Origin of the sequence: Pseudomonas sp. PDM30 (assembly GCF_019218985.1) — a bacterium.
GTDB lineage: Bacteria > Pseudomonadota > Gammaproteobacteria > Pseudomonadales > Pseudomonadaceae > Aquipseudomonas > Aquipseudomonas jessenii.
The window spans coordinates 166,996-193,767 of sequence record NZ_JAHUWM010000011.1; the positions used below are offsets into that span (position 1 = coordinate 166,996).

Sequence of the window (26,772 nt, forward strand, 5' to 3'; positions counted from 1 at the left end):
GATCTCCCTTGTGGTGCAAAAGCCAGATCTTGAATCCCTGTTCGGGTGCAAAAAAGGCCAGAAAACCGGAATAATTTATATTCTGTGCACCATTTAATTTCATGAATGCGACATTCTGCTCTGTTCCTGTGCGTGAATCGTTTGTTACAGTCCGGCTCAATCTCCTCCAACGACAATAAATTTGCCGAGACTTTTCCATGATCGAATCCGTCGAATCCTTCCTTGCGCGCCTGAAAAAACGCGACCCGGACCAACCCGAATTTCACCAGGCTGTCGAAGAAGTCCTGCGTACCCTGTGGCCGTTTCTTGAAGCCAATCCGCATTACCTGACCTCCGGCATCCTGGAGCGCATCTGCGAGCCGGAGCGGGCGGTGGTGTTTCGCGTGTCGTGGGTCGACGATCAGGGCAAGGTCCAGGTCAATCGTGGTTTCCGCATCCAGATGAACAGCGCGATCGGCCCGTACAAGGGGGGCCTGCGTTTCCACCCGTCGGTGAACATGGGCGTCCTGAAATTCCTCGCGTTCGAGCAAACCTTCAAAAACTCCCTGACCTCGCTGCCCATGGGCGGCGGCAAGGGTGGGTCGGACTTTGATCCGAAAGGTAAAAGTGATGCGGAAGTCATGCGCTTCTGCCAGGCCTTCATGAGCGAGCTGTACCGCCACATCGGCGCCGACGTTGACGTACCGGCCGGTGATATCGGTGTCGGCGCGCGGGAAATCGGTTTCCTGTTCGGCCAGTACAAGCGCCTGAGCAACCAGTTCACCAGCGTGCTGACCGGCAAAGGCCCAAGTTACGGCGGCAGCCTGATTCGCCCGGAAGCCACCGGTTTCGGTTGCGTGTACTTCGCCGAAGAAATGCTCAAGCGTCGCGGCCTGGCCGTGGAAGGTAAACGCGTAGCGATCTCCGGCTCCGGCAACGTCGCGCAATACGCGGCGCGCAAGGTCATGGACCTGGGCGGTAAAGTGATTTCGCTGTCCGACTCCGAAGGCACGCTGTATTGCGAAAGCGGTTTGACCGAGGAGCAATGGCTGGCGGTGCTGGAGCTGAAGAACGTACAGCGCGGGCGTATCCGTGAACTGGCCGACCGTTTTGGCCTGGAGTTCCGCGCAGGTGAGCTTCCGTGGAGCCTGAGTTGCGACATCGCGCTGCCGTGCGCGACGCAAAACGAACTGGATGCCGAAGCCGCTCGCACCTTGCTGCGCAACGGCTGCATCTGCGTGGCCGAAGGCGCGAACATGCCGACCACCCTTGAGGCGGTGGACCTGTTCATCGAGGCGAACATTCTGTTTGCGCCGGGCAAGGCATCCAACGCCGGCGGTGTGGCAGTGAGCGGGCTGGAAATGTCGCAGAACGCCATGCGCCTGGCGTGGACCGGTGGCGAAGTGGACAGCAAACTGCACGCGATCATGCAGTCGATTCACCACGCTTGCGTGCATTACGGCGAAGAGAATGGCCGGGTCAACTACGTCAAGGGCGCGAACATCGCCGGCTTCGTCAAAGTCGCCGATGCCATGCTGGCCCAAGGCGTCGTCTAAGTCGGTTCGATACGGATCACCTCTATCAGTTGATCCCCGGCGGGGCGCTGCCACAGCACTTCGTCGTTGAGTCGTGCGCCGAGCAGCGCCCGACCCAGCGGTGAGCTCCAATTGATCAGGCCGTGGGCGGCATCGGCCTGATCTTCGCCCACCAGTTGTACCCGGCGTTCGGTGGCGTGTTCATCGGCGTAGGTCACCCAACTGCCGATTTGCACTTTCTCGGTCGAAGTCGCGGCGGGTACCACCTGAGCGCTGCCCAGGCGCTGCTTGAAGTAACGCAAATCACGTTCGAGATCCGCCAGGCGCTGCTTGTCGGCCTGTTCGCCTTTTGCCGATTGTTCGGCGTGCAGGGATTGCAGTTCGGCGACTTTTCCCTGCAACAGGTTCAGGCCTTGCGGCGTGACGTAATTGGTCTGCGCGCTGACCTGCCGTTCGACTGGCTGATCGGCTTGCGCGGCGGCACTATCTTCATTGACGAAGGCACGGCTCATGGAATTCTCCCGGTATAGGATTTGGGCCATGGTCGCAGGCATTTGGTTTCACTGGATGTCTGAAAGCGACTTACGGCGAGTGATAGCCTGTCTGCAACCGACGATTCTCAGTGGGAGGTGTGTCAGGTCAGTAGTGATACCACTTCAGCTCAAGCATCACTTCGTTCTCGGCCGTCGCCAAATGGCTGAATTCGCGCCGGGCGCTCAAGCGCAGTCCGAGATTGCGGGATATTTCCCATTGCTGATTCAAGCTCAGGCTACGGCGCACCTCGCCATTGGTGAAAAAGTCGCCCTTGGCTTCCAGGCTCAAATTGCCCAGCGGGTTTTTCCACAGCACGCCACTGTTGAACCCGGCGGCCGGGGCAATGAAAGCGGCGAAATCGTTGTTGTGCTCGATGCGCACAGTGCCCAGGGCAAATCCGAGCAGGTCATCGCCCAGTTGCCAGGTGCCACCGCCACCGCCGTTGACGTGGCTGACCAGGGTTTGGTCATCGTGCTTGCCCGGCACTCGCTCCAGACCACCGGTGACTTGCCATGACAGCGGTTGCAGCAGCTCGTTACGGGGGGTCAGGGAGCGAATCGTTGCCAGGTCCAGTTGTTGCACTTGCCATTCATTGCTTTCGTACTGGCGCAGTTTCAATTGCAGGATTTCGATCTGCGCGCCAAGGGGAAAGCTTTCGTTGTTGTCGTTGAGGTCGTGATAAGCCATGCGCAAGCCGTACTCGCCAAAGGCTTTATCTCCACGGCTGCCGAGGCCGAGCTGCCAGGTGCGGGACTCGTGACCGTCTTCAGGCAGGCCCGGTTGCGGGATATCCAGCTCCGGCGCCGGGTTCTGGTTGATGGCCCGCAGCAGTTCGAAGCTGCGCTGGGCGCGTGCCGGGTCGCGTTCCTGGCCATTGGCGCGGTAACGCTCCAGACGATAGGCCGCATCGATGATCAGTGCCTGACGGTCGCGGGCTTGCGCCTTGAACGCCGGGTCCTGCAATTGTTTCTGATCGGCGCTGACTTTCAGCACCCACTGTTGCTCTTCAGGGTCCAACGGCTCGGCGCGGCTGAGCAACTCGCGCTCCCGGGACGGACGATACTGGATCGATTCCACCAATCCGGCATCTTTCACGGCTTTGACGGTGTCGGTCGGGATGGCGGTGAGCGGGAATTGCTCGGTCAGGCGCAGGCCCGGTCGGGCCACTTGCAGCAGTTCCAGCAAGCGGTATGAGCAGTTTTCGTCGAAGAAGAAATAGTCGAACTTGATCTGCTTCAGCTCCCAGACGTGCTCGACCATGCGCGCGGTTTCCTGTTGCGTCAGGTTCAGGCGGTACTCCCACAGGTCGCGGTTTTCCAGGCTGCGGTATTCCGAGAGCTTTTCCTGATAGGGCACCATCGCGAACAGGCCGGGATAGCCGCCCATCAGGCCTTTCCAGGCATAGATGATGCTGTTGTCCGAGCCCTCGATGTAGGCGCCGAAGTTGATCGCATAACTGAGCAGCGAAGTCTTGTCGCTCTTCACCTCGGCCTGGTCGATGCGCAACAGGGTATGGCCGAACATCGAGGACGGGCTGTTCAGGTAAGCCGCCGGGAAGATCATCACCGCGCTGTCGGGCGAGACGTCCTTGAACCATTGCTTGAACCCGGCGCAGTCCGGCGTCGGCAGTCCGGCCAGACCGAGTTGGTCTTTCAGCCAGCGGGTGCGGGCAGGGTAGACGCATTGAGCGTGTGTTTCACCGGCACTGGCCGGGGCGTACAAGGCTTGTACAGTCGCCGCCAGTTCATGGTCTGGATGCTCATTGCCGTCAGCGGCGAGGAAGAACTTGCGGTCACTGACATAGCTGCGCCAGCCGCCGAGCTTGGCGGTTTCGTAATGGCCCAGGGATATCCAGAAAGGGTCGTTGGCCAGTTGCTGCAAACGTTGTGGTTCGATGTGAGGCGCGGCGGATAGCGGGGCGCAGACACACAGCGCCAGCCAGGCAAGGCGTTTGAGCATAGAAGGCAACTTAAACAGGGAAAAATAAAGACCCAACGAGGTGGATGCCGTTTGCCTGTAGGAGCTGGCTTGCCAGCGATGGTTTCAAAGGCGCTGTGTTTATCCAGTAAACACGCGTGATCGTTAACGACCATCGCTGGCAAGCCAGCTCCTACAGTCAGCGACATTACCCAAAGAGGGGAAGGTCCAAAAAACAAAACCCGCTTCCCGAAAGAAGCGGGGCGGGTCGAGCTTAAGCCTGAGTCGCGTACTTGGCCAGACGCGGGTCGGCTTTGAGCACGGCCAGGGTATTGGTATGCACGTCTTCTGCGGTCACGTCAGCCTTGCTGAAGATCTGCTGGAAGTGCTCGTGAGTGACGGCGGCGAAGTGCGCACGGTCTTCCGGCGCTACGCCCAGTACCACGGCATAGGTGGTCAGCGCTTCGCCCTGACCCTTGGCCATGTCTTCGGACAGCTCGTTCATCATGCCATTCATGGCAAACCAGGATTTGCCGCCATAGGTCAGCGACGCATTGGTTGCGCAACCGTTGGTGCCGGAGGTCATGCCGAAGGTTGCGTTGCCGGAGGTGCCGTTGGTGGTGGATGCCAGGAAGTGAGCTGGAGTACCACGCTGGCCTTCGAACAGCATGTTGCCCCAACCGCAATCCGGACCGCCAGGCGCTTGCGCCATGGCATTGATGGATACAGCGGTGAAGAGAGTACCAAGAAGAATCCGTTTCATAGCTTTGTTCTCTTTGTGTGCGTACCAATAGACAAGGGAGTCTGGCCCCGGCTCTGCATGCAAACTGCCTGCGCGACGATCATGCTGCGTTGAAAGCAGGCTCGGAATGCTCATGTAGGCCCCTACACTCCGCTTCCTCGCCTGCTTTCGCCTTGCCTGATCGCCGCTCGGCGAGTTTTCCTGCAGACCCTTCCGCTGCCAGTGGGCCGGTCATTAGTCCAGCCGCGCAGTTTGGAGTTTAGGCACGATCACAGGGTTCCGTGATTTTTTGCAAAACATTCATGGAAAACGGCCGCGCAAGCCCGGCCCGCCTGGGGTTGGCCGGTTGACGGTGATCAGGCCTGCGGCGCTCCTTGCCAGTCGGGCATGGGCGGCGCCAGAATGCTGCCATCTGCCCCGCCTGATTGTTAAGGAAGCCCGATGCCTGATCCTGTTGCTGCCAGCTTGCGTCTAGCGCCCGAAGCGCTGACCCGTCCGTTTTCCGCTGAACAGTTCAGCTTCTCTACCACCAATGATCTGGAGCCCTTTCGCGGTGTGCTTGGCCAGGAACGTGCGGTCGAAGCCTTGCAGTTCGGTGTGGCCATGCCACGCCCCGGTTACAACGTATTCGTCATGGGCGAGCCCGGTACTGGCCGGTTCTCGTTCGTCAAACGCTACCTCAAGGCCGAAGGCAAGCGCCTGCAGACCCCGGCGGACTGGGTCTACGTCAACAACTTCGATGAACCGCGCGAACCACGTGCCCTGGAGTTGCCGTCGGGCACTGCCGGTAACTTCATTGGTGATATCAATGGTTTGATCGACAACCTGCTGGCGACATTTCCGGCAGTATTCGAGCATCCGTCCTACCAGCAAAAGAAAAGCAGTATTGACCGCGCCTTCAACCAGCGCTACGACAAGGCCCTGGACGTCATCGAGCGTCTGGCGCTGGAAAAGGAAGTTGCGCTGTACCGCGACGCCAGCAACATCGCCTTCACCCCGATGAGCGACGGCAAGGCGTTGGACGAAGCTGAGTTCGCCCAGTTGCCGGAAGCCGAGCGCGAGCGCTTTCACGAGGATATTTCGGCACTGGAGGAGCGCCTGAACGAAGAGCTCGCCAGCCTGCCGCAATGGAAACGCGAGTCGAGCAACCAGCTGCGTCATCTGAACGAAGAAACCATTACCCTGGCCTTGCAGCCATTGTTGTCGCCATTGTCGGAGAAGTACGCCGAGAACGCGGCGGTATGCGGTTATCTGCAGGCGATGCAGGTGTACTTGCTCAAGTCCGTGGTCGAGCAGCTGGTAGACGATAGCAAGACCGACGCTGTCGCCCGCAAGTTGCTGGAAGAACAATACGCGCCGAGCCTGGTGGTCGGTCACTCGGCCAGCGGCGGTGCGCCGGTGGTGTTCGAGCCGCACCCGACCTACGAAAACCTTTTTGGCCGGATCGAATACAGCACCGATCAGGGTGCGCTTTACACCACCTACCGCCAACTGCGGCCGGGTGCCTTGCACCGGGCCAATGGCGGTTTCCTGATCCTTGAAGCGGACAAAATGCTCAGCGAGCCGTTCGTGTGGGATGCACTGAAACGCGCCCTGCAATCACGCAAACTGAAAATGGAATCACCGCTGGGTGAACTGGGCCGCCTGGCCACCGTGACCCTGACTCCGCAACACATTCCGTTGCAGGTCAAAGTCGTCATCATCGGTGCCCGTCAGCTGTATTACACGCTGCAAGACCTCGATCCGGACTTCCAGGAGATGTTCCGCGTCCTGGTGGATTTCGACGAAGACATCCCGATGGTCGACGAGAGCCTGGAGCAGTTCGCCCAGTTGCTCAAAACCCGTACTTCCGAAGAAGGCATGGCACCGCTGACCGCCGATGCGGTGGCGCGTCTGGCGACTTACAGTGCCCGTCTGGCCGAGCACCAGGGGCGCCTGTCGGCGCGAATCGGTGACTTGTTCCAACTGGTCAGCGAGGCGGACTTCATCCGCCATCTGGCCGGCGATGAAAGGACCGACTCCGGGCACATCGAACGCGCGCTCAAGGCCAAGGCTACCCGCACCGGTCGTGTGTCAGCGCGGATTCTCGATGACATGCTGGCCGGGATCATCCTGATCGACACCGCGGGCGCGGCGGTCGGCAAGTGCAATGGCTTGACGGTGCTGGAGGTCGGCGACTCGGCCTTTGGTATACCGGCGCGGATTTCCGCCACGGTGTACCCGGGCGGCAGCGGCATCGTCGACATCGAGCGCGAGGTCAACCTCGGGCAGCCGATCCACTCCAAAGGCGTGATGATCCTTACCGGCTATCTGGGCAGCCGTTACGCCCAGGAGTTTCCGCTGGCGATTTCCGCGAGCATCGCCCTGGAGCAATCCTACGGTTATGTCGATGGCGACAGCGCTTCTTTGGGTGAGGCTTGCACCCTGATCTCGGCCTTGTCGAAAACCCCGCTCAAGCAGTGCTTTGCCATCACCGGTTCGATCAACCAGTTCGGCGAAGTGCAGGCGGTCGGCGGAGTCAACGAGAAGATCGAGGGCTTCTTCCGTTTGTGCGAAGCCCGCGGGTTGACCGGCGAGCAGGGGGCAATCATTCCTCACGCCAACGTCGCCACCCTGATGCTCGATGAGAAGGTGCTGGCGGCGGTGCGTGCGGGTCAGTTCCATGTCTACGCGGTCCGTCAGGCCGATGAAGCCTTGAGTTTGCTGGTCGGCGAGCCGGCCGGCGAGCCGGACGAGAATGGCGAATTCCCTGAAGGCAGCGTGAACGCGCGGGTCGTGGAGCGCCTGCGGGTTATCGCGGAAATGATCAGCGAAGATGATCTCAAGGAAGCCGAGAAGGAGTTGGCGCAAGAGGCTTTGGCGGAAACCAAGCCGGCCTGATGCAGTAACCCATGTGGGAGCGAGCAAGCCCGCTCCCACATTTGTTTGTGTGAACCCTGGAAAAGCGTCGTCGAACTGACGTCAATATTCACACTATGACCATTCGGCGCCTTTCGGTCTTGCCTCGGCCTGCAAGGCAGACTTTTCTTCTATTCTCTGCTCAAGGATATCGACGTAATCACAGGATCGAAACAGCCTTCCCATGGGGGCTGAATACCGGATCTACCGAGGGTCGCCGCCATGTCGCGCAACCTCTGCCTCACCCGTCAATGCCTGGGCCTTGTGACCCGTATCGAATGTGCCATCCGTCCATTGGCGGGAGATACGGGCATGTGGACTTTGCTGTTCGCCGCCGGAATGGCCGGTGAACAACCTTCGGCCATCAAGGCCCAAGGCCCGTTTCACGGTCCGTTCGTCGCTGAATCAATCCTCGACACCATCGTTGAAAGCCTGACCCTGCACGGCTACGAGTTGGCCGACGATCCGCAAATCTGGTGCCTGCACCTGCAAGCCCAACTGCGGGAAATCAACGGTGGTCGCTGCCGGAACATGGGCGGCTTCGAGTTTCACCCCGAGCACTGAGTGGCACTATTGATCAAGGCGCGTCATGTCGGCCTTGTCGAGTTTGACTTCGAAACCATATTGCACGGTGGTGAGGTCAGTGCGCTGATAGGTTTCCAGGCGCGTAGGCTGCCCGTAGAAGTAATGCACGGCAAACTGCGCCGGCCCCTGTGCGCTCGCGCCATGACTGACCGATAGAATCTCCTTCAAGTAACTACCGCTGTCGTCCTTGGCGAAAAAGCGCCAGTCCTGGGCGGGAAATACCTTCAGGTCCACTACCAGTGCATTGTCTTTGAGCGCGAGGCCCTTGGGCAGTTGACGGGCTTCGACGGTTTGCTTGTCGACCGTGGCCAGGAACATCGGCATCGAGCCCACCGCATAGGCCGGGGTTTGTGGAAACAGATTCAGATCGTAAGTGATGGTGCCGCGCAGGGGATCGATCTGGTACGCCTCTGACGGCAGTTCGATCGGCTCGTCGCGATTGCCACGAGTGTCTTCGGTAAAGAAGCTCACCGGACTTTCACCGGGGTTGAACGATGTACCGAGCAGCTCATCGTTGAAGGTACGCAGGTGAGTGAATTCGATTCGCGCAGCGCTGGGGTCGTCGACCGACTGACTGATGCTGACGTTCTTTTTCAGTTGTTCCTCACTCAGCGTTGCCCCTTTCAGCCAGCCCGCCGCCTGGTCGTCATAGACCACCACGGACAGGTTCAAGGGCTGGATGGACTTGTCCGTGGTATAGGCATCGAAGCGCCGGATCGGCAGGTCGAGTTCCTTTCGGGTGACCGTGACGGCGGAAAAATCCAGCATGCTGACTTCGAGAGTTTCGATCGTCCCGTTGAAGTACACCTTCGAATAATGTCGAGCCTGCTGTTTCTCAAAGTTGCGTTGTTCTTCATCGAGCTGTTTTTCCAGGGACTCGCTCCAGCTCTTTTGCTGCTGCATCTTGGCCAGTTGCTGTTGATAGAAGGCAATTTGTACTGAGGTTTCGTTGATTGAACCGGCGCGCGCGATGAATTGCCCGGTGCTGTCCCTGGCCTGGACGATCAGCGGGTTGAGCGGTGTTTCACTGACTTCGGAGGCCAGCGGCGTGCTGTTGTTGTATTCGATTTCCGCGTAGTTGTTCGTCAATGTGAGGAGGGTGACGCTCAGGTTGTCATTGGTGCGGGTCTGGCCTACGTCCTTTTTCGTCAGGTCGAAGCTGTAGAGGCGCCGTGGCGCGATGACTTCGACTTTGCCTTGCAGGCTCACCGGTTGCGGTTGCTGCTTTCTGTCGATGTCGAGGCCTTCGATGAAGGGGTAGGCCACGGTCAGGTCATCGGGGTTGGTCAGGTTGGAGCTCGATGGGCTGAGCTGAATGCCGGGGTCGGTTTCCGACCATTCCGGCTGGAATGGAATCACTCGTTTGTTGCTTAGCGTGACCGACTGCCATTCCAGGCCATGGGGAAACAAAAACGCGGCAGGAACGCTGAACGTGAAGGGGAACACTGGCTGCAGATCGGTCAGATAGTCGGAACCGGAGTCCTTTTGCAACACGAACAACCCGTTGATGTAGGTGTCGACCAGGGCCTGCGGGCTCGGGTAGTGCTTGAGCATGACGAGGGCGTCTTCGCCGTATTCGGTTTCCACCGGCTTGCTGTCGAGCTTGAGTTGCGCGCGTTCGAGCAGCAGCAGTGAGCCGCCCAGCTCCGACACGGCATCCTTGAGCTTCGGATCCTGGATGGCGTCCAGCGACTTTTCGAACTGCGCGGTTTTTTCTTCGAGGCTGACCTGGCGTTTTTCTTCGCTGGGTGAGCAGCCGCTCAGCAGCAGCGCCAGGCAAATTCCGGCACTCGTCAAAGGCAATTGCACATCCATTTCCAGTCTTCCTGTCCGACATCACTGAGCAGTCAATGATTTGGACACTAGCAGAAAAACTTTGATACACAGGCGCAGGTGGCGGATTTCTCGACGGTTTCTGGCTGCTTCTGGGTATGGACGGGGGGCTGGTATACTCGCCGCCATTTCCAGTCCAACGTGTGAGATTCAATGGAACGCTTTATCGAAAATACAATGTACGCCTCGCGCTGGCTGCTGGCGCCGATCTATTTCGGCCTGTCCCTCGGACTGCTGGCGCTGGCACTGAAATTCTTCCAGGAAGTCTTCCACGTCATCCCGAACGTGTTTTCGATGGCCGAATCGGACTTGATCCTGGTACTGCTGTCGCTGATCGACATGGCCCTGGTGGGCGGTTTGCTGGTGATGGTGATGATTTCCGGCTACGAAAACTTCGTCTCGCAACTGGACATCGACGACAGCAAGGAAAAACTCAACTGGCTGGGCACCATGGACTCTTCGTCGCTGAAGATGAAGGTGGCCGCATCGATCGTGGCGATCTCGTCCATTCACCTGCTGCGCATCTTCATGGACGCCAAGAACGTCGATCCCGAGCATTTGCAGTGGTATGTGATCATCCACATGACCTTCGTGGTCTCCGCATTTGCCATGGGTTACCTGGATAAAGTCACCAAGCACTGATTTCAACTTCCATTGTGGGAGCGTGGCTTGCCCGCGATGGCATCACTGCGGTTCATCGTTAGACCGAGGTGATGCCATCGCGGGCAAGCCACGCTCCCACAGGGTTGCAAAACAGACGGGTGGCGTCGTTTGTGGCTTGTGCTTTGATGCGCCGAGGCCTATCCCTGTAAGTATGTTGGTTCGCCACTGCGTGAGGTGCGCTCATGACCCTGAATGAGTTGAATGCGTATGCCGTCGCCGGGAAGGTCGATGAGCTGAACCTGATCTCGATGGAGGGGGGCATCTACCTGCTGGAGGCGCGGATGCATGGCGCGGCGTATCCATTGAGCGATACCCACGGACACATGATGAGCCTGCGTTCGGTGGAGCATGCCCGTGATGTGCTGCGCTCCTTTCCCAAGTTGCACTTCAACCTTGTGCACACGGTCGTGCACGACGAAATGTGCGGTCTGGTTGCCGATGTTGAGGAAAACCTGAAGGTGCCGATCGCCTGAGGTCCCTCATCAAAGGCATGACATCTGTGCTAGTCTGCTGGCCCTTTTGGTTCCGGGCGCTCCGGGACGCGCTGTGCACGCATGGCAAGTTCCCGAGCCGTCCGCACAGCGGAGCAGTGTCATGTCCGAAGTAAATCTGTCCACCGACGAAACCCGCGTCAGCTACGGTATTGGCCGTCAGCTGGGCGACCAACTGCGCGACAACCCGCCACCGGGCGTAAGCCTGGACGCGATCCTGGCTGGTCTGACCGACGCATTCGCCGGCAAGCCAAGCCGTGTGGGTCAGGAAGAAATGTCCGCCAGCTTCAAAGTCATCCGCGAAATCATGCAGGCCGAAGCTGCAGCCAAGGCTGAAGCGGCTGCTGGCGAAGGCCTGGCCTTCCTGGCTGAAAACGCCAAGCGTGAAGGCATCACCACTCTGGCTTCCGGCCTGCAGTTCGAAGTCCTGACCGCTGGCGAAGGCGCCAAGCCATCCCGTGAAGACTCCGTGCGTACTCATTACCATGGCACCCTGATCGACGGCACAGTGTTCGACAGCTCCTACGAGCGCGGCCAGCCTGCGGAATTCCCGGTTGGCGGCGTGATCGCTGGCTGGACCGAAGCCCTGCAACTGATGAACGCCGGTAGCAAATGGCGCCTGTACGTGCCGAGCGAGCTGGCATACGGCGCTCAAGGCGTTGGCAGCATTCCGCCGCACAGCGTACTGGTATTCGACGTCGAACTGCTCGACGTTCTGTAAGACCCGCTGATTACCTGTACCTGTAGGAGCGAGCTTGCTCGCGATGGGCGTTAACGATAACGCGGCCATCCTGAATGAACGCGGTGTGTTTGAGTTCTTCGCGAGCAAGCTCGCTCCTACAAAATTTTGCAGCGTTTTTCATATTTCGATCTTGTGGTGCAGTTCACTGTGCGGGCGCAACGCCCGGGCATAGCAGAACAGAAACAGATTGCGCACCAGTTCCTTGAGCACCACCGGCTCGCTGGAACTCAGGCCATTGAGGTCAAGATCACCTTGGTCCTGCAGTTCGCTCAAGGCTTCTTCTTCAAGCACTGCACAGACTTCCCCGGTTTCCCGATGCAGGATCCTGAGGTAAGGGTGTGGGCGGTCCAGCCAGGCATCGATCAGATAAGTCATGGTTCTCATCTCCATTGAAGGTTTGATGAGAATAATTCTTATTCATCAAATAGCAAGAGCCTATTGGCGGTTTGCGCTTTTTTCCGGGTAAAGATTGCGTCAGGTCAAACCGATGGGCGTTTGGCTATTGCGAGGATTTATTGGGTGAAGCGGGGAGGGCATCCCGCGCCAAGCGCGGGATGGATAACAGCAGGCTCAGACTTTTCTGACGAACTCGGACTTGAGTTTCATCGGGCCGATGCCGTCGATCTTGCAGTCGATGTCGTGATCGCCATCGCACAGGCGGATGTTCTTGACCTTGGTGCCAACCTTGACCACCAAAGACGTACCCTTGACCTTGAGGTCCTTGATCACGGTGATGGTGTCGCCGTCTTGCAGGACGTTGCCGACCGAATCCTTTTTCACTGTGTCATCGGACACAGCTTCGGCTTCACCGCTGGCGGACCATTCGTGGGCGCACTCGGGGCAGATCAGCTGGGCGCCGTCTTCATAGGTGTATTCGGAATTGCATTTTGGGCAGGGTGGCAACGTGCTCACTAAGGCTCCTTGGATTCAGGATCGCTAAAAAGCGCACATTATATAGGGTTTTAGACGGGGAGGGGTGCAGCGCAGTAAAACCTGTGGGGAACAAACCTGTGGGAGCGAGCTTGCTCGCGATGGCGTCCTTTCAGTCAACAACAATGTTGAATGTAAGTGCCTAATCGCGAGCAAGCTCGCTCCCACAGGGGGCTTGCAGTGTTGTCAGTGCGTACGCGCGACCGCGAACTCGCTCAGTTCAACCAGTGCATCGCGGTACTCGCTGGCAGGCAGCGCTTCGAGACACTTGATTGCGCGTGCCACATAGTCGCGTGCCAGTTGCGCGGTGTACTCCAGCGAGCCCGAGGCTTCCACGGCTTCGCGGATGCTTTCCAGGTCTTCGATTCCGCCTTTCTGGATCGCCTTGCGCACCAGGGCGGCCTGTTCCGGCGTACCTTCGCGCATGGTGTAGATCAGTGGCAAGGTCGGCTTGCCTTCGGCCAGATCGTCACCGACGTTCTTGCCCAGGGTTTCGGCGTCGCCTTTGTAGTCGAGCAGGTCGTCGACCAGTTGGAAGGCCACGCCCAGGTGATCACCGAATGTACGCAGGGCTTCGGCCTGTTCCGGCGTGGCCTGGCACAGGGCGGCGGCGCTGTGGGTCGAGGCTTCGAAGAGCATCGCGGTCTTGCCGCGGATGACTTCCATGTAGGTTTCTTCGGTGGTGCTGGCGTCCCGCACCTTCGACAGCTGCAATACTTCGCCTTCGGCGATGATGCGCGTGGCTTGCGAAAGGATCTTCATCACCGGCATCGAGCCAAGTTCGACCATCATTTCGAATGAGCGCGAATACAGGAAGTCACCGACCAGTACGCTTGGTGCGTTGCCCCACATGGCGTTGGCGGTCGAGCGGCCACGGCGCATGCCGGACATGTCGACCACATCGTCATGCAGCAGGGTGGCGGTGTGCAGGAACTCGATGGTCGCGGCCAGCAGACGCAGTTCGTCGCCCTCCCGGCCAAGAGCCTTGCCACACAGCAACACCAATAAAGGGCGCAGGCGTTTGCCGCCGGCCGAGGTAATGTAATCGCCGATTTTCGATACCAGCGGCACTCGGGAAGTCAGCTGCTTCTTGATGATGCCGTCGACGGCGCTAAAATCGTCCGCCACCGCGCGGTAGAAAGCTTGGGGTTGCATCAGCGACAGTCGCTCCAGAAGGGTTGCGCGGCATGCTAGGACCCACGCTTGCAGGTGTCAAGGCGCGATGGACGGCCTCTTGCAAGGCTAGCGTGGCTTGCGTACAATCGCGCACCCTGAACTTCCTGGGCAGCACCTGCCTTACGCAATTGCAAGCGGGCCTCCAGCCCCACGCAGCCATGCCAGCCAATACCTCTTCTTATAAAGAGCTGGGTGAGCAGGATTATCGGAGAAATACCATGTCTTATGCAGTAATCGTTACTGGCGGCAAGCAGTACAAAGTCGCCCCAGGTGAATACCTGAAGATCGAAAAACTGGAAATCGCTACCGGCGAATCCGTTACCTTTGATCGCGTTCTGTTGGTTGCCAACGGTGACGACGTGAATATCGGCGCTCCAGTTGTTGCTGGTGCTACCGTTGTGGCTGAAGTGATCTCCCAAGGTCGTCACGATAAAGTCCGCATCATCAAGTTCCGTCGCCGTAAGCACCACATGAAGCGTATGGGCCACCGCCAGTGGTACACCGAGATCAAAATCACCGGTATTCAGGCTTAATTACAGCCTAATTCCTCACTAGGAGAATTGAACTCATGGCACACAAAAAAGCTGGTGGTAGTACCCGTAACGGTCGCGACTCAGAAGCCAAACGCCTTGGCGTGAAGATGTATGGCGGCCAGGCTATCAAAGCAGGCAACATCATCGTGCGTCAGCGCGGCACCCAATTCCACGCTGGCTACGGCGTTGGCATGGGTAAAGATCACACCCTCTTCGCTAAAGTCGAAGGCGTGATCAAGTTCGAAGTAAAAGGCGCCTTCGGTCGTCGTTACGTGAGCGTAGTCGCAGCTTAATTGCGCGATCGCTGGAAAAGCCCTGTCTCGCGACGGGGCTTTTTCGTTTGTGGGGTGAGTCTCTTGCAAAGCTGTTTGTATGGGCTGTCGGCGTACGATGTAGGTATCGTGGTTCAGGGTCGCTGCGCTCATTTTTGCAAGAGTCTTATGTCTTGATTGTTTTTCGGCTCGTCCGTATGGCGAGAGGCGTTTGTTATGAAGTTTGTTGATGAAGTATCGATTCGCGTAAAGGCTGGTGATGGCGGCAATGGCGCCATGAGTTTCCGTCGGGAAAAATTTATCGAGAACGGTGGCCCGAACGGCGGTGATGGCGGCGACGGCGGTTCCATCTACATGATGGCCGACGAAAACCTCAACACCCTGGTGGACTACCGTTACACCCGGCACTTCGATGCCGAGCGTGGCTCCAACGGCGGCAGCACCGACTGCACCGGCAAGAAGGGTGAAGACCTGATCCTGCGCGTTCCGGTCGGCACCACGGTGATCGACTCCGCGACTCAGGAAGTCATCGGTGACCTGACCAAGGCCGGTCAGAAGTTGATGGTGGTGCAGGGCGGCTGGCACGGTCTGGGCAACACCCGTTTCAAATCCAGTACCAACCGTGCGCCGCGCCAGACCACTCCGGGCAAGCCGGGCGAGCAGCGCGACCTGAAGCTGGAAATGAAAGTACTGGCTGACGTAGGTCTGCTGGGTTTGCCGAACGCCGGTAAAAGTACCTTTATCCGTTCGGTTTCGGCTGCCAAGCCGAAAGTTGCCGACTACCCGTTCACCACGCTGGTGCCGAACCTGGGTGTGGTCAGCGTCGATCGCTGGAAGAGCTTCGTCATTGCCGATATTCCGGGTTTGATCGAAGGCGCTTCCGAAGGTGCTGGTCTGGGCATTCGCTTCCTCAAGCACTTGGCGCGTACGCGTCTGCTGCTGCACCTCGTGGACATGGCGCCGCTGGATGATGCCAGCGCACCGGATGCCGCTGAAGTGATCGTCAACGAGCTGATCAAGTTCAGCCCGTCCCTGGCGGAGCGTGATCGCTGGTTGGTCCTGAACAAGTGCGACCAGATCCTTGATGAAGAGCATGATGCTCGCGTCAAGGAAATCGTTGATCGCCTGGAATGGACTGGTCCGGTCTACGTGATCTCGGCCATCTCCAAGCTCGGTACCGAGCGTCTGTGCCACGACATCATGCGTTACATGGAAGATCGTGCCGATCGCCTGGCCAATGACCCGGCCTACAAGGAAGAGCTGGCCGATCTCGATCAGCGCATCGAAGACGAAGCTCGCGCGCAACTGCAGGCGCTGGATGACAAGCGTGCCCTGCGTCGCAGCGGCGTGAAGTCGGTCCATGACATCGGCGACGATGATTGGGACGAAGAAGATGTGGATGACGAAGACGGTCCGGAAATCATTTACGTGCGTGACTGATTCGTTGCGATAAACTTAAGCGCCGCTCAATCGAGCGGCGTTTTGGTATCTGGAAATCGATTGTTGGTCACGAGTAACCACGAATAACGTCACGGGCAGCGCTGGGTCGCGCTGCCCTCAAGCTAAGGTTGAAGATGATGCGGAGCAAGGTGACAGGTGCGCAGCGTTGGGTCGTGAAGATCGGCAGCGCTTTGCTGACGGCGGACGGCAAAGGCCTGGATCGCGCGGCAATGGGTGTCTGGGTTGAGCAGATGGTGGCCTTGCATGAGGCGGGTGTCGAGCTGGTGCTGGTGTCCTCCGGGGCGGTGGCGGCCGGCATGAGCCGTTTGGGCTGGACCTCGCGACCCAGTGCGATGCACGAACTTCAGGCCGCCGCCGCAATCGGCCAGATGGGGTTGGTGCAGGCCTGGGAGTCGAGCTTCGCCAAGCATGGCCGGCATACCGCGCAGATTCTCCTGACTCACGACGACTTGTCCGACCGCAAGCGCTACCTGAACGCCCGCAGCACCTTGCGTGCGCTGGTCGAACTGAAGGTTATCCCGGTGATCAACGAGAATGACACCGTGGTCACCGACGAAATCCGTTTTGGCGACAATGACACCCTGGCGGCGCTGGTGGCGAACCTGGTCGAGGCGGACTTGCTGGTGATCCTGACGGATCGCGACGGCATGTTCGATGCTGATCCGCGCAACAATCCGGATGCCCAGCTGATTTACGAGGCGCGCGCCGATGATCCGGCGCTCGACGCGGTGGCGGGTGGCACCGGTGGTGCGCTGGGGCGTGGTGGTATGCAGACCAAATTGCGTGCTGCGCGTCTGGCGGCCCGTTCCGGTGCTCACACCATCATCGTTGGCGGGCGGCTTGAGCGTGTGCTGGATCGCCTCAAGGCGGGCGAGCGCATCGGCACCCTGCTGTCGCCGGAGCGCGGCATGTTGGCGGCGCGCAAGCAGTGGCTGGCCGGTCATCTGCAAACCCGTGGCACCCTGGTGCTGGATGCGGGTGCGGTGGCTGCGTTGTCTCAGGGCAACAAGAGCTTGCTGCCGGTTGGGGTCAAATTGGTGCAGGGCAGCTTCCGTCGCGGCGAGATGGTGGTTTGCGTGGCGCCGGACGGTCGCGAGATTGCCCGTGGCCTGGCCAACTACAGTGCGCTGGAGGCGCAAAAAATCATCGGTCAGTCGTCTGAGGCGATTGTCGGTCTGTTGGGTTACATGGCGGAACCGGAGTTGGTTCACCGCGATAACCTGATCCTGGTCTGAAGGAATACCTGAATGCGCGTGGCAAAAGGATTGTTGGGATTGCTGTTGGCGATGCCGCTGCTGGCGTCGGCCGAAGAGATCGGTCAGGTGTCGACGGTGTTCAAGTTCGTCGGGCCGAATGACCGGATCGTGGTCGAGGCCTTTGATGATCCCAAGGTCGACGGCGTGACCTGCTATCTGTCGCGCGCCAAGACCGGCGGGGTGAAGGGTGGTCTTGGTTTGGCCGAGGACCGTGCCGAAGCGTCTATCGCTTGCCGGCAGGTCGGACCGATCAGCTTCAAGGGCGAGCTCAAGGATGGCGACGAGGTGTTCAAGGAGCGCACGTCCCTGGTGTTCAAGACCATGCAGGTGGTGCGCTTCCTCGACAAAAAGCGCAATACGCTGGTGTATCTGGTGTACAGCGATCGCCTGATCGAGGGTAGTCCGCAGAATGCGGTGACGGCGATTCCGATTTTGCCGTGGACGAACGCTCAGTAATTTCACGCAAGTCAAACTGTGGGAGCGAGCCTGCTCGCGATGACGGATTAACATTCAGCATCTACATTGGCTGGATATCCGCTATCGCTAGCAGGCCCGCTCCCACATTTTTTTGTGTCGCGTTCATCAAATCGCAGGCAATAAAAAACCGACCCTGAGGTCGGTTTTTTAATGAACGAGTCGCTTAGGCAGCAGCGGCAACGTTCAGGGCCTTCACGTGGCCATTCAGGCGGCTCTTATGACGAGCGGCCTTGTTCTTGTGGATGATGCCTTTATCGGCCATACGGTCGATAACTGGCACAGCCAGAACGTAAGCAGCTTGAGCTTTGGCAGCGTCTTTTGCGTCGATGGCCTTAACTACATTCTTGATGTAGGTACGAACCATGGAACGCAGGCTGGCGTTGTGGCTGCGACGCTTCTCAGCCTGTTTTGCACGTTTTTTGGCGGAAGGTGAGTTGGCCACCGTCGAGCTCCTCGAAAGACTTTTTAGGAAATAGCAAACAAAATAGGCCGCGAATCATGCCGATGAGTTGAGGTCTTGTCAAGGGCGGTTGAGACGTTCCGCTAAGTGGTAGGTGCTACACCTCTGGATATTTCTTTCCAGCGTGCGACCTGTAAACTCGCGAGCTTTGGCTCTGTGCTGTTGCGGCGCGGAGTATCGCATAAGTGGGCGCTTAGTTCGCCTGCTGTTTATCGACAGGCACAAACTCTTTCAATGAATCTGCTCAAATCGTTGGCCACCGTCAGCTCTATCACGATGCTTTCCCGGGTTTTGGGATTTGTTCGTGACACCCTAATTGCACGTGCATTCGGCGCGGGAATGGCGACCGACGCCTTCTTCATCGCCTTCAAACTGCCCAATCTGTTGCGGCGGATTTTCGCCGAAGGGGCGTTTTCCCAGGCATTCGTACCGATTCTTGCCGAATATAAAAGTCAGAAAGGGGATGAGGCGACGCGAACCTTCATTGCCTATGTTTCCGGCCTGCTGACGCTGGTGCTGGCACTCGTCACGGCATTGGGCATGATTGCCGCCCCGTGGGTCATCTGGGTGACCGCGCCGGGTTTCATCGATACGCCCGAGAAGTTCGAGCTGACCACGAGTCTGTTGCGTGTGACCTTTCCTTACATATTGCTGATTTCCCTGTCGTCGCTGGCGGGTGCGATCCTCAACACCTGGAACCGTTTTTCGGTCCCGGCATTCGTGCCGACGCTGCTCAACGTCAGCATGATTATTTTTGCGTTGTTCCTGACACCGTACTTCGATCCTCCCGTAATGGCGCTCGGTTGGGCGGTGCTGGTGGGTGGACTGGCACAGTTGCTCTATCAACTGCCGCACCTGAAAAAGATCGGCATGCTGGTGTTGCCGCGCCTGAACCTGCGCGACAGCGGCGTCTGGCGGGTGATGAAACAGATGTTGCCGGCGATTCTCGGGGTATCGGTGAGCCAGATCTCGCTGATCATCAATACGATTTTCGCTTCGTTCCTGGTCGCAGGTTCCGTGTCCTGGATGTACTACGCCGACCGTTTGATGGAGTTGCCATCCGGCGTGTTGGGCGTGGCGCTGGGGACGATTCTGCTGCCGACTCTGGCCAAGACTTACGCCAGCAAGGATCGCCACGAATACTCGCGCATCCTCGATTGGGGCCTGCGTCTATGCTTCGTGCTGGTATTGCCTTGCGCCTTCGCGCTGGGGATTCTGGCCGAGCCGTTGACGGTTTCGCTGTTCCAGTACGGCCAGTTTGATGCCCATGATGCGGCCATGACTCAGCGCGCGTTGATCGCCTATTCCGTCGGTTTGCTCGGAATTATCGTTATCAAAGTGCTCGCGCCGGGCTTTTATGCGCAACAAAACATTCGCACGCCGGTAAAAATCGCAATTTTCACGTTGGTCGTCACTCAGTTGTTCAACCTGTTGCTGATCGGTCCGCTGGCTCACGCGGGCCTGGCGCTCGCCATCAGCGCCGGCGCCTGCCTCAATGCAGGGCTGCTCTTCTATCAGCTGCGTAAACAGCAGATGTACCAGCCGCAACCGGGCTGGGCAAAGTTCGGCTTCAAGCTGGTGGTTGCGGTAGCGGTGATGTCTGGCGTGTTGCTGGCAGGGATGCATTTCATGCCGGCCTGGGGCGAGGGGCAGATGCTTGAGCGTTTCCTGCGTCTGGGTGCCTTGGTAGTTGCCGGTGTGGTGGCTTATTTCGGCATGTTAGTGTTGATGGGCTTCCGTTTGCGCGACTTCAATCGCAAGGCGCTGGGCTGAGGTTCTGGCCTTGATAAACACGGGCGAGCCGGCGGTTTTGTCGGCTCGATCACTTTGGGTTACGGTGTTGCCTGTCGTCGGCCGCCGGGTGTGGTTATAATCGACCACTTTATGAGCAAGAAGCGCGTTATGCAGCTGGTTCGAGGCCTCCACAATCTGCGCCCCCGGCATCGGGGCTGTGTCGCCACTATTGGCAACTTTGACGGTGTACACCGCGGCCACCAGGCTATCCTGGCGCGCCTGCGTGAGCGTGCGCTCGAGTTGGGCGTGCCCAGTTGCGTGGTGATTTTCGAGCCGCAACCGCGAGAGTTCTTCGCTCCGGACACCGCGCCGGCCCGTCTGGCCCGCCTGCGGGACAAGCTGCAATTGCTGGCTGCCGAAGGCGTCGACCGTGTTCTGTGCCTGGCTTTCAACCAGCGCCTGAGCAAGCTCAGTGCCAGTGAGTTCGTCGATACCATTCTGGTCGATGGTCTTGGCGTCCAGCACCTGGAGGTCGGGGATGACTTCCGTTTCGGCTGTGACCGCGCGGGAGATTTCGATTTCCTGCAGCAGGCCGGCATCGTTCAGGGTTTTACCGTCGAGGCGGCGCAAACCGTTGAGCTGGACGGTATTCGCGTCAGCAGCACTCAGGTCCGCAATGCCCTGGCCGCAGCTGATTTTGCCTTGGCCGAGCGACTGCTGGGTCGGCCGTTCCAGATTACCGGGCGGGTACTCCACGGCCAGAAGCTGGCTCGCCAGTTGGGTACGCCCACGGCCAACATACAACTCAAGCGCCGTCGCGTTCCGCTTTCCGGGGTTTACCTGGTCAACGTCGACATCGACGGCAAGACCTGGCCAGGCGTCGCCAACATCGGCGTGCGGCCAACGGTACAAGGTGATGGCAAGGCCCACCTCGAAATACATCTTTTAGATTTTGCCGGCGATCTGTATGACCGGCGTTTAACGGTGGTTTTCCACCACAAGCTGCGTGAAGAGCAGCGTTTCGCCTCTCTGGAGGCGTTGAAAACGGCGATCAACGCGGATGTCGCCGCCGCCCGTGCACTAGCCGCACCTAGCGCCCATCGCTAATGAAGAGCCTTAAATGACCGACTATAAAGCCACGCTAAACCTTCCGGACACCGCCTTCCCAATGAAGGCCGGCCTGCCACAGCGCGAACCGCAGATCCTGCAGCGCTGGGACAGTATTGGCCTGTACGGAAAGTTGCGCGAGATTGGCAAGGATCGTCCGAAGTTCGTATTGCACGACGGCCCTCCGTACGCCAACGGCTCGATTCACATCGGTCATGCGCTGAACAAGATTCTCAAGGACATGATCATCCGCTCGAAGACCCTGTCGGGCTTCGACGCGCCTTATGTTCCGGGCTGGGACTGCCACGGCCTGCCGATCGAGCACAAGGTCGAAGTGACCCACGGCAAGAACCTGGGCGCGGACAAGACCCGCGAACTGTGCCGGGCCTACGCCACCGAACAGATCGAAGGGCAGAAGTCCGAGTTCATCCGCCTGGGTGTGCTGGGTGACTTCGCCAACCCGTACAAGACCATGGACTTCAAGAACGAGGCCGGTGAAATCCGTGCCTTGGCCGAAATCGTCAAGGGCGGTTTCGTGTTCAAGGGCTTGAAGCCTGTGAACTGGTGCTTCGACTGTGGTTCGGCCCTGGCCGAAGCGGAAGTCGAGTACGAAAACAAGAAATCCTCGACCATCGACGTGGCCTTCCCGATTGCCGATGAAGCCAAGCTGGCTGCCGCTTTCGGTCTGCCGTCGCTGGGCAAGCCTGCCTCGATCGTGATCTGGACCACCACCCCGTGGACCATCCCGGCCAACCAGGCGCTGAACGTTCACCCGGAATTCAACTACGCCCTGGTCGACGTCGGCGACAAACTGCTGGTGCTGGCTGAAGAGCTGGTCGAGTCGTGCCTGGCGCGCTACTCGCTGGAAGGCTCGGTCGTTGCGACCACCACCGGTAAAGCGCTGGAACTGATCAACTTCCGTCACCCGTTCTACGACCGTCTGTCGCCGGTATACCTGGCCGACTACGTTGAACTGGGCGCCGGCACCGGTGTGGTTCACTCATCTCCGGCCTACGGCGTGGACGACTTCGTGACCTGCAAGAAGTACGGCATGGTCAACGATGACATCCTCAATCCGGTCCAAAGCAACGGCGTTTACGTTCCGTCGCTGGAATTCTTCGGCGGCCAGTTCATCTGGAAGGCCAACCCGGCCATCGTCGACAAACTGACCGAAGTCGGTGCGTTGCTGCACACCACCGTCATCGAACACAGCTACATGCACTGCTGGCGCCACAAGACCCCGCTGATCTATCGCGCTACCGCGCAGTGGTTCATCGGCATGGACAAGCAGCCGACCACCGGTGACACCCTGCGTCAGCGCTCGCTCAAGGCCATCGAAGAGACCCAGTTCGTCCCGGCCTGGGGCCAGGCGCGCCTGCACTCGATGATCGCCAACCGTCCGGACTGGTGCATTTCCCGTCAGCGCAACTGGGGCGTGCCGATCCCGTTCTTCCTGAACAAGGAAAGCGGCGAGCTGCACCCACGTACCGTCGAGCTGATGGAAGTCGTGGCCAAGCGCGTTGAAGTCGAAGGCATCGAGGCCTGGTTCAAGCTGGACGCCGCCGAACTGCTGGGCGATGAAGCGCCGCAGTACGACAAGATCAGCGACACCCTGGACGTCTGGTTCGACTCGGGTACTACGCACTGGCACGTTCTGCGCGGTTCGCACCCGATGGGCCATGAAACCGGCCCGCGCGCCGACCTGTACCTGGAAGGTTCGGACCAACACCGTGGCTGGTTCCACTCGTCGCTGCTGACCGGTTGCGCCATCGACAACCACGCACCGTATCGCGAACTGCTGACTCACGGCTTCACGGTCGACGAGTCCGGCCGCAAGATGTCCAAGTCCCTGGGCAACGTGATCGCGCCACAGAAAGTCAACGACACCCTGGGCGCCGACATCATGCGTCTGTGGGTCGCTTCGACCGACTATTCGGGTGAAATGGCGGTTTCCGAGCAGATCCTGCAACGCAGTGCGGACGCCTACCGGCGTATCCGTAACACCGCGCGTTTCCTGCTTTCGAACCTGACCGGCTTCAACCCGGCCACCGACCTGCTGCCGGCCGAAGAAATGCTGGCTCTGGACCGTTGGGCCGTGGACCGTACCCTGCTGTTGCAACGCGAACTGCAAGAGCACTACGGCGAATACCGCTTCTGGAACGTGTACTCGAAGATCCACAACTTCTGCGTGCAGGAACTGGGCGGCTTCTACCTCGATATCATCAAGGACCGTCAGTACACCACTGGCGCCGACAGCAAGGCCCGTCGTTCCTGCCAGACTGCGCTATTCCACATCTCCGAGGCGCTGGTGCGCTGGATCGCGCCGATCCTGGCGTTCACCGCCGACGAACTGTGGCAGTACCTGCCGGGCGAGCGTAACGAGTCTGTCATGCTCAACACCTGGTACGAAGGCCTGAGCGAACTGCCGGAAGGCATCGAGCTGGATCGCGCTTACTGGGACCGGATCATGGCGGTCAAGGTCGCGGTCAACAAGGAAATGGAAATTCAGCGTGCAGCCAAGGCTGTCGGTGGCAACCTGCAGGCCGAGGTGACGCTGTTCGCCGAAGACGCGCTTACCGCCGACCTGGCCAAGTTGAGCAACGAACTGCGCTTTGTACTGATCACTTCGACCGCCAGTGTTGCGCCATTGGTGCAAGCACCGGCCGATGCCGTGGTCACTGAGGTCAGCGGCCTGAAGCTGAAAATCGTCAAGTCGGGCCACGCCAAGTGCGCTCGTTGCTGGCACTGCCGTGAAGACGTCGGTGTGAACCCGGAGCATCCGGAAATCTGCGGCCGTTGCGTCGACAACATCAGCGGCGCTGGCGAGGTTCGTCACTATGCCTAATGCCGTTGGCCGTTTCGGACGGCTGAGCTGGCTCTGGTTGAGTTTGCTGGTCCTGGTCATCGACCAGGCCAGCAAGTTCTACTTCGAAGGCAAGCTCCAGATGTACCAGCAGATTGTAATCATCCCCGATTACTTCAGCTGGACCCTGGCCTACAACACGGGTGCGGCGTTCAGCTTCCTGGCTGACAGCTCCGGCTGGCAGCGCTGGCTGTTCGCGTTGATCGCTGTCGTGGTCAGTGCGGTGCTGGTGGTGTGGCTCAAGCGTCTGGGGCGCAACGAGACCTGGCTGGCGGTTGCGCTGGCACTGGTGCTCGGCGGCGCGCTGGGCAATCTGTATGACCGCATTGCCCTGGGCCATGTGATCGATTTCATTCTGGTGCATTGGCAGAATCGCTGGTATTTCCCGGCGTTCAACTTTGCCGACAGCGCAATCACGGTTGGTGCTGTCATGCTGGCACTGGATATGTTCAAAAGTAAAAAGACCGGAGAAACCGTTCATGACTGAACAGGTATTGGCTGAGCAACGCATCGGCCAGAACACGGAAGTCACCTTGCATTTCGCATTGCGCCTGGAGAACGGCGACACGGTGGACAGCACCTTCGATAAAGCCCCGGCGACCTTCAAGGTCGGTGACGGCAACCTGTTGCCAGGTTTCGAAGCGGCGCTGTTCGGTTTCAAGGCCGGTGACAAGCGCACGCTGAGCATCGAGCCGGAAAACGCTTTCGGCCAGCCCAACCCGCAAAACCTGCAGATCATCCCGCGTTCACAGTTCCAGGACATGGAGCTGTCGCCAGGTTTGCTGGTGATCTTCAACGATGCGGCCAATACTGAATTGCCGGGCGTGGTCAAAGAGTTCGATGACGCGCAAGTGACCATCGACTTCAACCACCCGCTGGCGGGCAAGACGTTGACCTTTGACGTAGAGATCATCTCCGTCAAAGCGCTGTAAGGCATTACGGGGCAGCTTCTGTTGCCACCGGACCCTGTGGGAGCGAGCTTGCTCGCGATGAGTACCTGACATTCAATATTGATATTGACTGACACTCCGCCATCGCGAGCAAGCTCGCTCCCACAGTTTGTTTTTCATTGTTTTCGCGCGCAAGACACGAGGCACAGCATGCAAATCAAACTCGCCAACCCCCGTGGCTTCTGCGCCGGTGTGGACCGGGCGATCGAAATCGTCAACCGCGCCCTGGAAGTCTTCGGGCCGCCGATCTATGTACGCCACGAAGTGGTCCACAACAAATTTGTCGTCGAAGACCTGCGCTCCCGTGGTGCGATCTTCGTCGAAGAGCTGGATCAGGTACCGGACGACGTCATCGTGATCTTCAGTGCCCACGGCGTTTCCCAGGCCGTGCGCAGCGAAGCGGCTGGCCGTGGGTTGAAAGTGTTCGACGCCACGTGCCCGCTGGTGACCAAAGTCCACATCGAAGTGGCGCGCTACAGCCGTGACGGCCGAGAGTGCATTCTCATCGGCCACGCCGGTCACCCGGAAGTCGAAGGCACCATGGGCCAGTACGATGCTGGCAATGGCGGCGCGATCTACTTGGTCGAAGACGAGAAGGATGTCGCGGCTTTGCAGGTGAAAAACCCTGAAGCGCTCGCCTTCGTGACCCAGACCACATTGTCGATGGACGATACCAGTCGCGTTATCGACGCTCTGCGTGCGCGCTTCCCGGCCATCGGTGGACCGCGCAAGGACGACATTTGCTACGCCACGCAAAACCGTCAGGACGCGGTCAAGCAACTGGCCGACGAGTGTGATGTGGTGCTGGTGGTCGGCAGTCCGAACAGCTCGAACTCCAATCGCTTGCGCGAATTGGCAGAGCGCATGTCCACTCCGGCCTACCTGATCGACGGTGCCGAAGACCTGCAAAAGAGCTGGTTCGACGGCGTCGAGCGTATCGGCATCACCGCTGGCGCATCCGCCCCGGAAGTCCTGGTGCGCGGCGTGATCCAGCAGTTGCAGGCCTGGGGTGCCACCGGTGCCGATGAATTGGCAGGTCGCGAGGAGAACATCACGTTCTCTATGCCTAAAGAACTGCGCGTTCGTTCGTTGCTCTGAATTGATTCCTTTTTTCGCATAACGGCTGCCCAACCTTGTCGTTGCGCAGGCTGACGCGACCGGTCCGTGCCAACACCACTTGATGTTGGCTTACCGGTTCGCGAACGGCGCAAATGTATAACGTCCCTCCAAACAGTGACTCGCCCTGACCTCTGAATCGTATGGAGCTTTCGACCCGATCGTTCCCCACAATCGACACGCGTGCGCCGCTCTGGCGTTCGGCCAGCAGTGGATTGTCGCTGTCCATCTCCCCGTTGCCGCTGATATCCAGAATCATCCGCCAGCCTTGGCTCCAGTCGCCATTGATGCCGTGAATCACCACGGCCTGGTTGCGGACGATGGCTTCGCTCCGGGCGGTGCGAATACTGCTGAAAAGGGCCTGCGCCGCTTGCTGTCTTTGGTTCGACTCGATCAGCGTTGCGAACGCCGGGCTGACCAAATGCAGAACAATTCCTGTAATTGCCAGTCCCATGAGCAGTTCGATCAGGCTGAAGCCTAGTTGCCGCATGACATCTCCCTCCGTGGTGTGCTGTAGC

26 protein-coding genes are annotated in these 26,772 nt (G+C 59.1%); 17 read left to right on the forward strand and 9 right to left on the reverse strand.

Going from position 1 to position 26,772, the window contains the following annotated elements:
- Positions 1 to 197: 197 nt before the first annotated feature.
- A complete protein-coding gene (gene gdhA / locus KW840_RS23740) occupies positions 198 to 1,535 on the forward strand; it encodes an NADP-specific glutamate dehydrogenase (protein ID WP_057713228.1) in 1,338 nt (445 codons plus the stop codon).
- Here the strand turns inward: gdhA and KW840_RS23745 are convergent.
- The 3 genes from KW840_RS23745 to KW840_RS23755 all read right to left on the reverse strand — a co-directional run bounded on the left by KW840_RS23745 (position 1,532) and on the right by KW840_RS23755 (position 4,728).
- On the reverse strand, positions 1,532 to 2,026 hold the full coding sequence (locus tag KW840_RS23745) for a GreA/GreB family elongation factor (protein WP_057713229.1): 495 nt from the start codon (positions 2,024 to 2,026) through the stop codon (positions 1,532 to 1,534). The two genes, gdhA and KW840_RS23745, sit on opposite strands and share 4 nt — an antisense overlap.
- Before the next feature lie 127 nt (positions 2,027 to 2,153).
- The gene (locus KW840_RS23750) at positions 2,154 to 4,007 is read right to left on the reverse strand and encodes a DUF4105 domain-containing protein (RefSeq protein WP_154947284.1); all 1,854 of its coding nucleotides are present in this window, start codon (positions 4,005 to 4,007) and stop codon (positions 2,154 to 2,156) included.
- Positions 4,008 to 4,239: 232 nt separating this feature from the next.
- On the reverse strand, positions 4,240 to 4,728 hold the full coding sequence (locus KW840_RS23755) for a DUF3015 domain-containing protein (protein ID WP_007970900.1): 489 nt from the start codon (positions 4,726 to 4,728) through the stop codon (positions 4,240 to 4,242).
- Positions 4,729 to 5,148: 420 nt separating this feature from the next.
- Between KW840_RS23755 and KW840_RS23760 the strand changes: the two genes are divergently transcribed.
- Together KW840_RS23760 and KW840_RS23765 are read left to right on the forward strand one after the other, a co-directional pair.
- The gene (locus KW840_RS23760; RefSeq protein WP_057713231.1) at positions 5,149 to 7,587 is read left to right on the forward strand and encodes a Lon protease family protein; all 2,439 of its coding nucleotides are present in this window, start codon (positions 5,149 to 5,151) and stop codon (positions 7,585 to 7,587) included.
- 240 nt (positions 7,588 to 7,827) lie between these two features.
- Positions 7,828 to 8,169: a hypothetical protein gene (locus KW840_RS23765; protein WP_008052055.1), complete on the forward strand. Its 342-nt coding sequence runs from the start codon at positions 7,828 to 7,830 to the stop codon at positions 8,167 to 8,169.
- Between the two features lie 6 nt (positions 8,170 to 8,175).
- Here the strand turns inward: KW840_RS23765 and KW840_RS23770 are convergent, their stop codons facing one another.
- Positions 8,176 to 10,005: a hypothetical protein gene (locus KW840_RS23770; RefSeq protein ID WP_218497993.1), complete on the reverse strand. Its 1,830-nt coding sequence runs from the start codon at positions 10,003 to 10,005 to the stop codon at positions 8,176 to 8,178.
- 171 nt (positions 10,006 to 10,176) lie between these two features.
- Here KW840_RS23770 and KW840_RS23775 point away from each other — a divergent pair, with 171 nt between their 5' ends.
- From KW840_RS23775 to KW840_RS23785, 3 genes are all read left to right on the forward strand, one after another.
- Complete coding sequence (locus KW840_RS23775) at positions 10,177 to 10,665, forward strand: TIGR00645 family protein (RefSeq protein WP_007990463.1); 489 nt, start codon at positions 10,177 to 10,179, stop codon at positions 10,663 to 10,665.
- A 203-nt stretch (positions 10,666 to 10,868) separates the two neighbouring features.
- The gene (locus KW840_RS23780) at positions 10,869 to 11,159 is read left to right on the forward strand and encodes a DUF6482 family protein (protein WP_218497994.1); all 291 of its coding nucleotides are present in this window, start codon (positions 10,869 to 10,871) and stop codon (positions 11,157 to 11,159) included.
- A gap of 121 nt (positions 11,160 to 11,280) precedes the next feature.
- Positions 11,281 to 11,898, forward strand: a complete 618-nt coding sequence (locus KW840_RS23785) for an FKBP-type peptidyl-prolyl cis-trans isomerase (protein WP_008022510.1) — start codon at positions 11,281 to 11,283, stop codon at positions 11,896 to 11,898.
- A 138-nt stretch (positions 11,899 to 12,036) separates the two neighbouring features.
- On the opposite strand, the gene KW840_RS23790 is transcribed toward KW840_RS23785, so the two are convergent.
- The 3 genes from KW840_RS23790 to KW840_RS23800 form a co-directional block, all read right to left on the reverse strand.
- Complete coding sequence (locus KW840_RS23790; RefSeq protein WP_008052059.1) at positions 12,037 to 12,294, reverse strand: hypothetical protein; 258 nt, start codon at positions 12,292 to 12,294, stop codon at positions 12,037 to 12,039.
- Positions 12,295 to 12,489: 195 nt separating this feature from the next.
- Entirely contained in the window at positions 12,490 to 12,831 is a 342-nt protein-coding gene (locus tag KW840_RS23795) for a zinc ribbon domain-containing protein YjdM (protein ID WP_008154270.1), read from the reverse strand.
- Between the two features lie 204 nt (positions 12,832 to 13,035).
- The gene (locus KW840_RS23800) at positions 13,036 to 14,004 is read right to left on the reverse strand and encodes a polyprenyl synthetase family protein (RefSeq protein WP_090451493.1); all 969 of its coding nucleotides are present in this window, start codon (positions 14,002 to 14,004) and stop codon (positions 13,036 to 13,038) included.
- A 239-nt stretch (positions 14,005 to 14,243) separates the two neighbouring features.
- Between KW840_RS23800 and rplU the strand changes: the two genes are divergently transcribed.
- From rplU to KW840_RS23825, 5 genes are all read left to right on the forward strand, one after another.
- Complete coding sequence (rplU, locus tag KW840_RS23805) at positions 14,244 to 14,558, forward strand: 50S ribosomal protein L21 (RefSeq protein ID WP_003176051.1); 315 nt, start codon at positions 14,244 to 14,246, stop codon at positions 14,556 to 14,558.
- A gap of 35 nt (positions 14,559 to 14,593) precedes the next feature.
- Positions 14,594 to 14,851 (forward strand): 50S ribosomal protein L27, encoded by a 258-nt coding sequence (rpmA, locus tag KW840_RS23810; protein WP_003281574.1) that lies wholly within the window; start codon positions 14,594 to 14,596, stop codon positions 14,849 to 14,851.
- A gap of 195 nt (positions 14,852 to 15,046) precedes the next feature.
- Positions 15,047 to 16,270, forward strand: a complete 1,224-nt coding sequence (gene cgtA / locus KW840_RS23815) for an Obg family GTPase CgtA (RefSeq protein WP_008052064.1) — start codon at positions 15,047 to 15,049, stop codon at positions 16,268 to 16,270.
- A 137-nt stretch (positions 16,271 to 16,407) separates the two neighbouring features.
- Complete coding sequence (gene proB, locus KW840_RS23820; protein ID WP_102672629.1) at positions 16,408 to 17,526, forward strand: glutamate 5-kinase; 1,119 nt, start codon at positions 16,408 to 16,410, stop codon at positions 17,524 to 17,526.
- 12 nt (positions 17,527 to 17,538) lie between these two features.
- Complete coding sequence (locus tag KW840_RS23825) at positions 17,539 to 18,003, forward strand: CreA family protein (protein WP_218497995.1); 465 nt, start codon at positions 17,539 to 17,541, stop codon at positions 18,001 to 18,003.
- A gap of 184 nt (positions 18,004 to 18,187) precedes the next feature.
- On the opposite strand, the gene rpsT is transcribed toward KW840_RS23825, so the two are convergent.
- Complete coding sequence (gene rpsT, locus KW840_RS23830) at positions 18,188 to 18,466, reverse strand: 30S ribosomal protein S20 (RefSeq protein ID WP_007970922.1); 279 nt, start codon at positions 18,464 to 18,466, stop codon at positions 18,188 to 18,190.
- A gap of 252 nt (positions 18,467 to 18,718) precedes the next feature.
- Between rpsT and murJ the strand changes: the two genes are divergently transcribed.
- The 6 genes from murJ (at position 18,719) to ispH (ending at position 26,236) form a co-directional block, all read left to right on the forward strand.
- Positions 18,719 to 20,257 carry a murein biosynthesis integral membrane protein MurJ gene (gene murJ / locus KW840_RS23835; RefSeq protein ID WP_218497996.1) on the forward strand — a complete coding sequence of 513 codons (1,539 nt, stop codon included), beginning with the start codon at positions 18,719 to 18,721 and terminating at the stop codon, positions 20,255 to 20,257.
- 129 nt (positions 20,258 to 20,386) lie between these two features.
- Positions 20,387 to 21,325 (forward strand): bifunctional riboflavin kinase/FAD synthetase, encoded by a 939-nt coding sequence (gene ribF / locus KW840_RS23840; protein ID WP_173677972.1) that lies wholly within the window; start codon positions 20,387 to 20,389, stop codon positions 21,323 to 21,325.
- Positions 21,326 to 21,338: 13 nt separating this feature from the next.
- Positions 21,339 to 24,170 (forward strand): isoleucine--tRNA ligase, encoded by a 2,832-nt coding sequence (gene ileS, locus KW840_RS23845; protein ID WP_218497997.1) that lies wholly within the window; start codon positions 21,339 to 21,341, stop codon positions 24,168 to 24,170.
- A complete protein-coding gene (gene lspA / locus KW840_RS23850) occupies positions 24,163 to 24,675 on the forward strand; it encodes a signal peptidase II (protein ID WP_007970932.1) in 513 nt (170 codons plus the stop codon). Before ileS ends, lspA begins: the two co-directional genes overlap by 8 nt.
- A gap of 7 nt (positions 24,676 to 24,682) precedes the next feature.
- The gene (fkpB, locus tag KW840_RS23855) at positions 24,683 to 25,120 is read left to right on the forward strand and encodes an FKBP-type peptidyl-prolyl cis-trans isomerase (RefSeq protein WP_191622266.1); all 438 of its coding nucleotides are present in this window, start codon (positions 24,683 to 24,685) and stop codon (positions 25,118 to 25,120) included.
- 168 nt (positions 25,121 to 25,288) lie between these two features.
- Complete coding sequence (gene ispH, locus KW840_RS23860) at positions 25,289 to 26,236, forward strand: 4-hydroxy-3-methylbut-2-enyl diphosphate reductase (protein WP_090451485.1); 948 nt, start codon at positions 25,289 to 25,291, stop codon at positions 26,234 to 26,236.
- On the opposite strand, the gene KW840_RS23865 is transcribed toward ispH, so the two are convergent.
- Positions 26,205 to 26,744: a GspH/FimT family pseudopilin gene (locus tag KW840_RS23865; RefSeq protein ID WP_218497998.1), complete on the reverse strand. Its 540-nt coding sequence runs from the start codon at positions 26,742 to 26,744 to the stop codon at positions 26,205 to 26,207. The two genes, ispH and KW840_RS23865, sit on opposite strands and share 32 nt — an antisense overlap.
- Positions 26,745 to 26,772 lie beyond the last annotated feature (28 nt).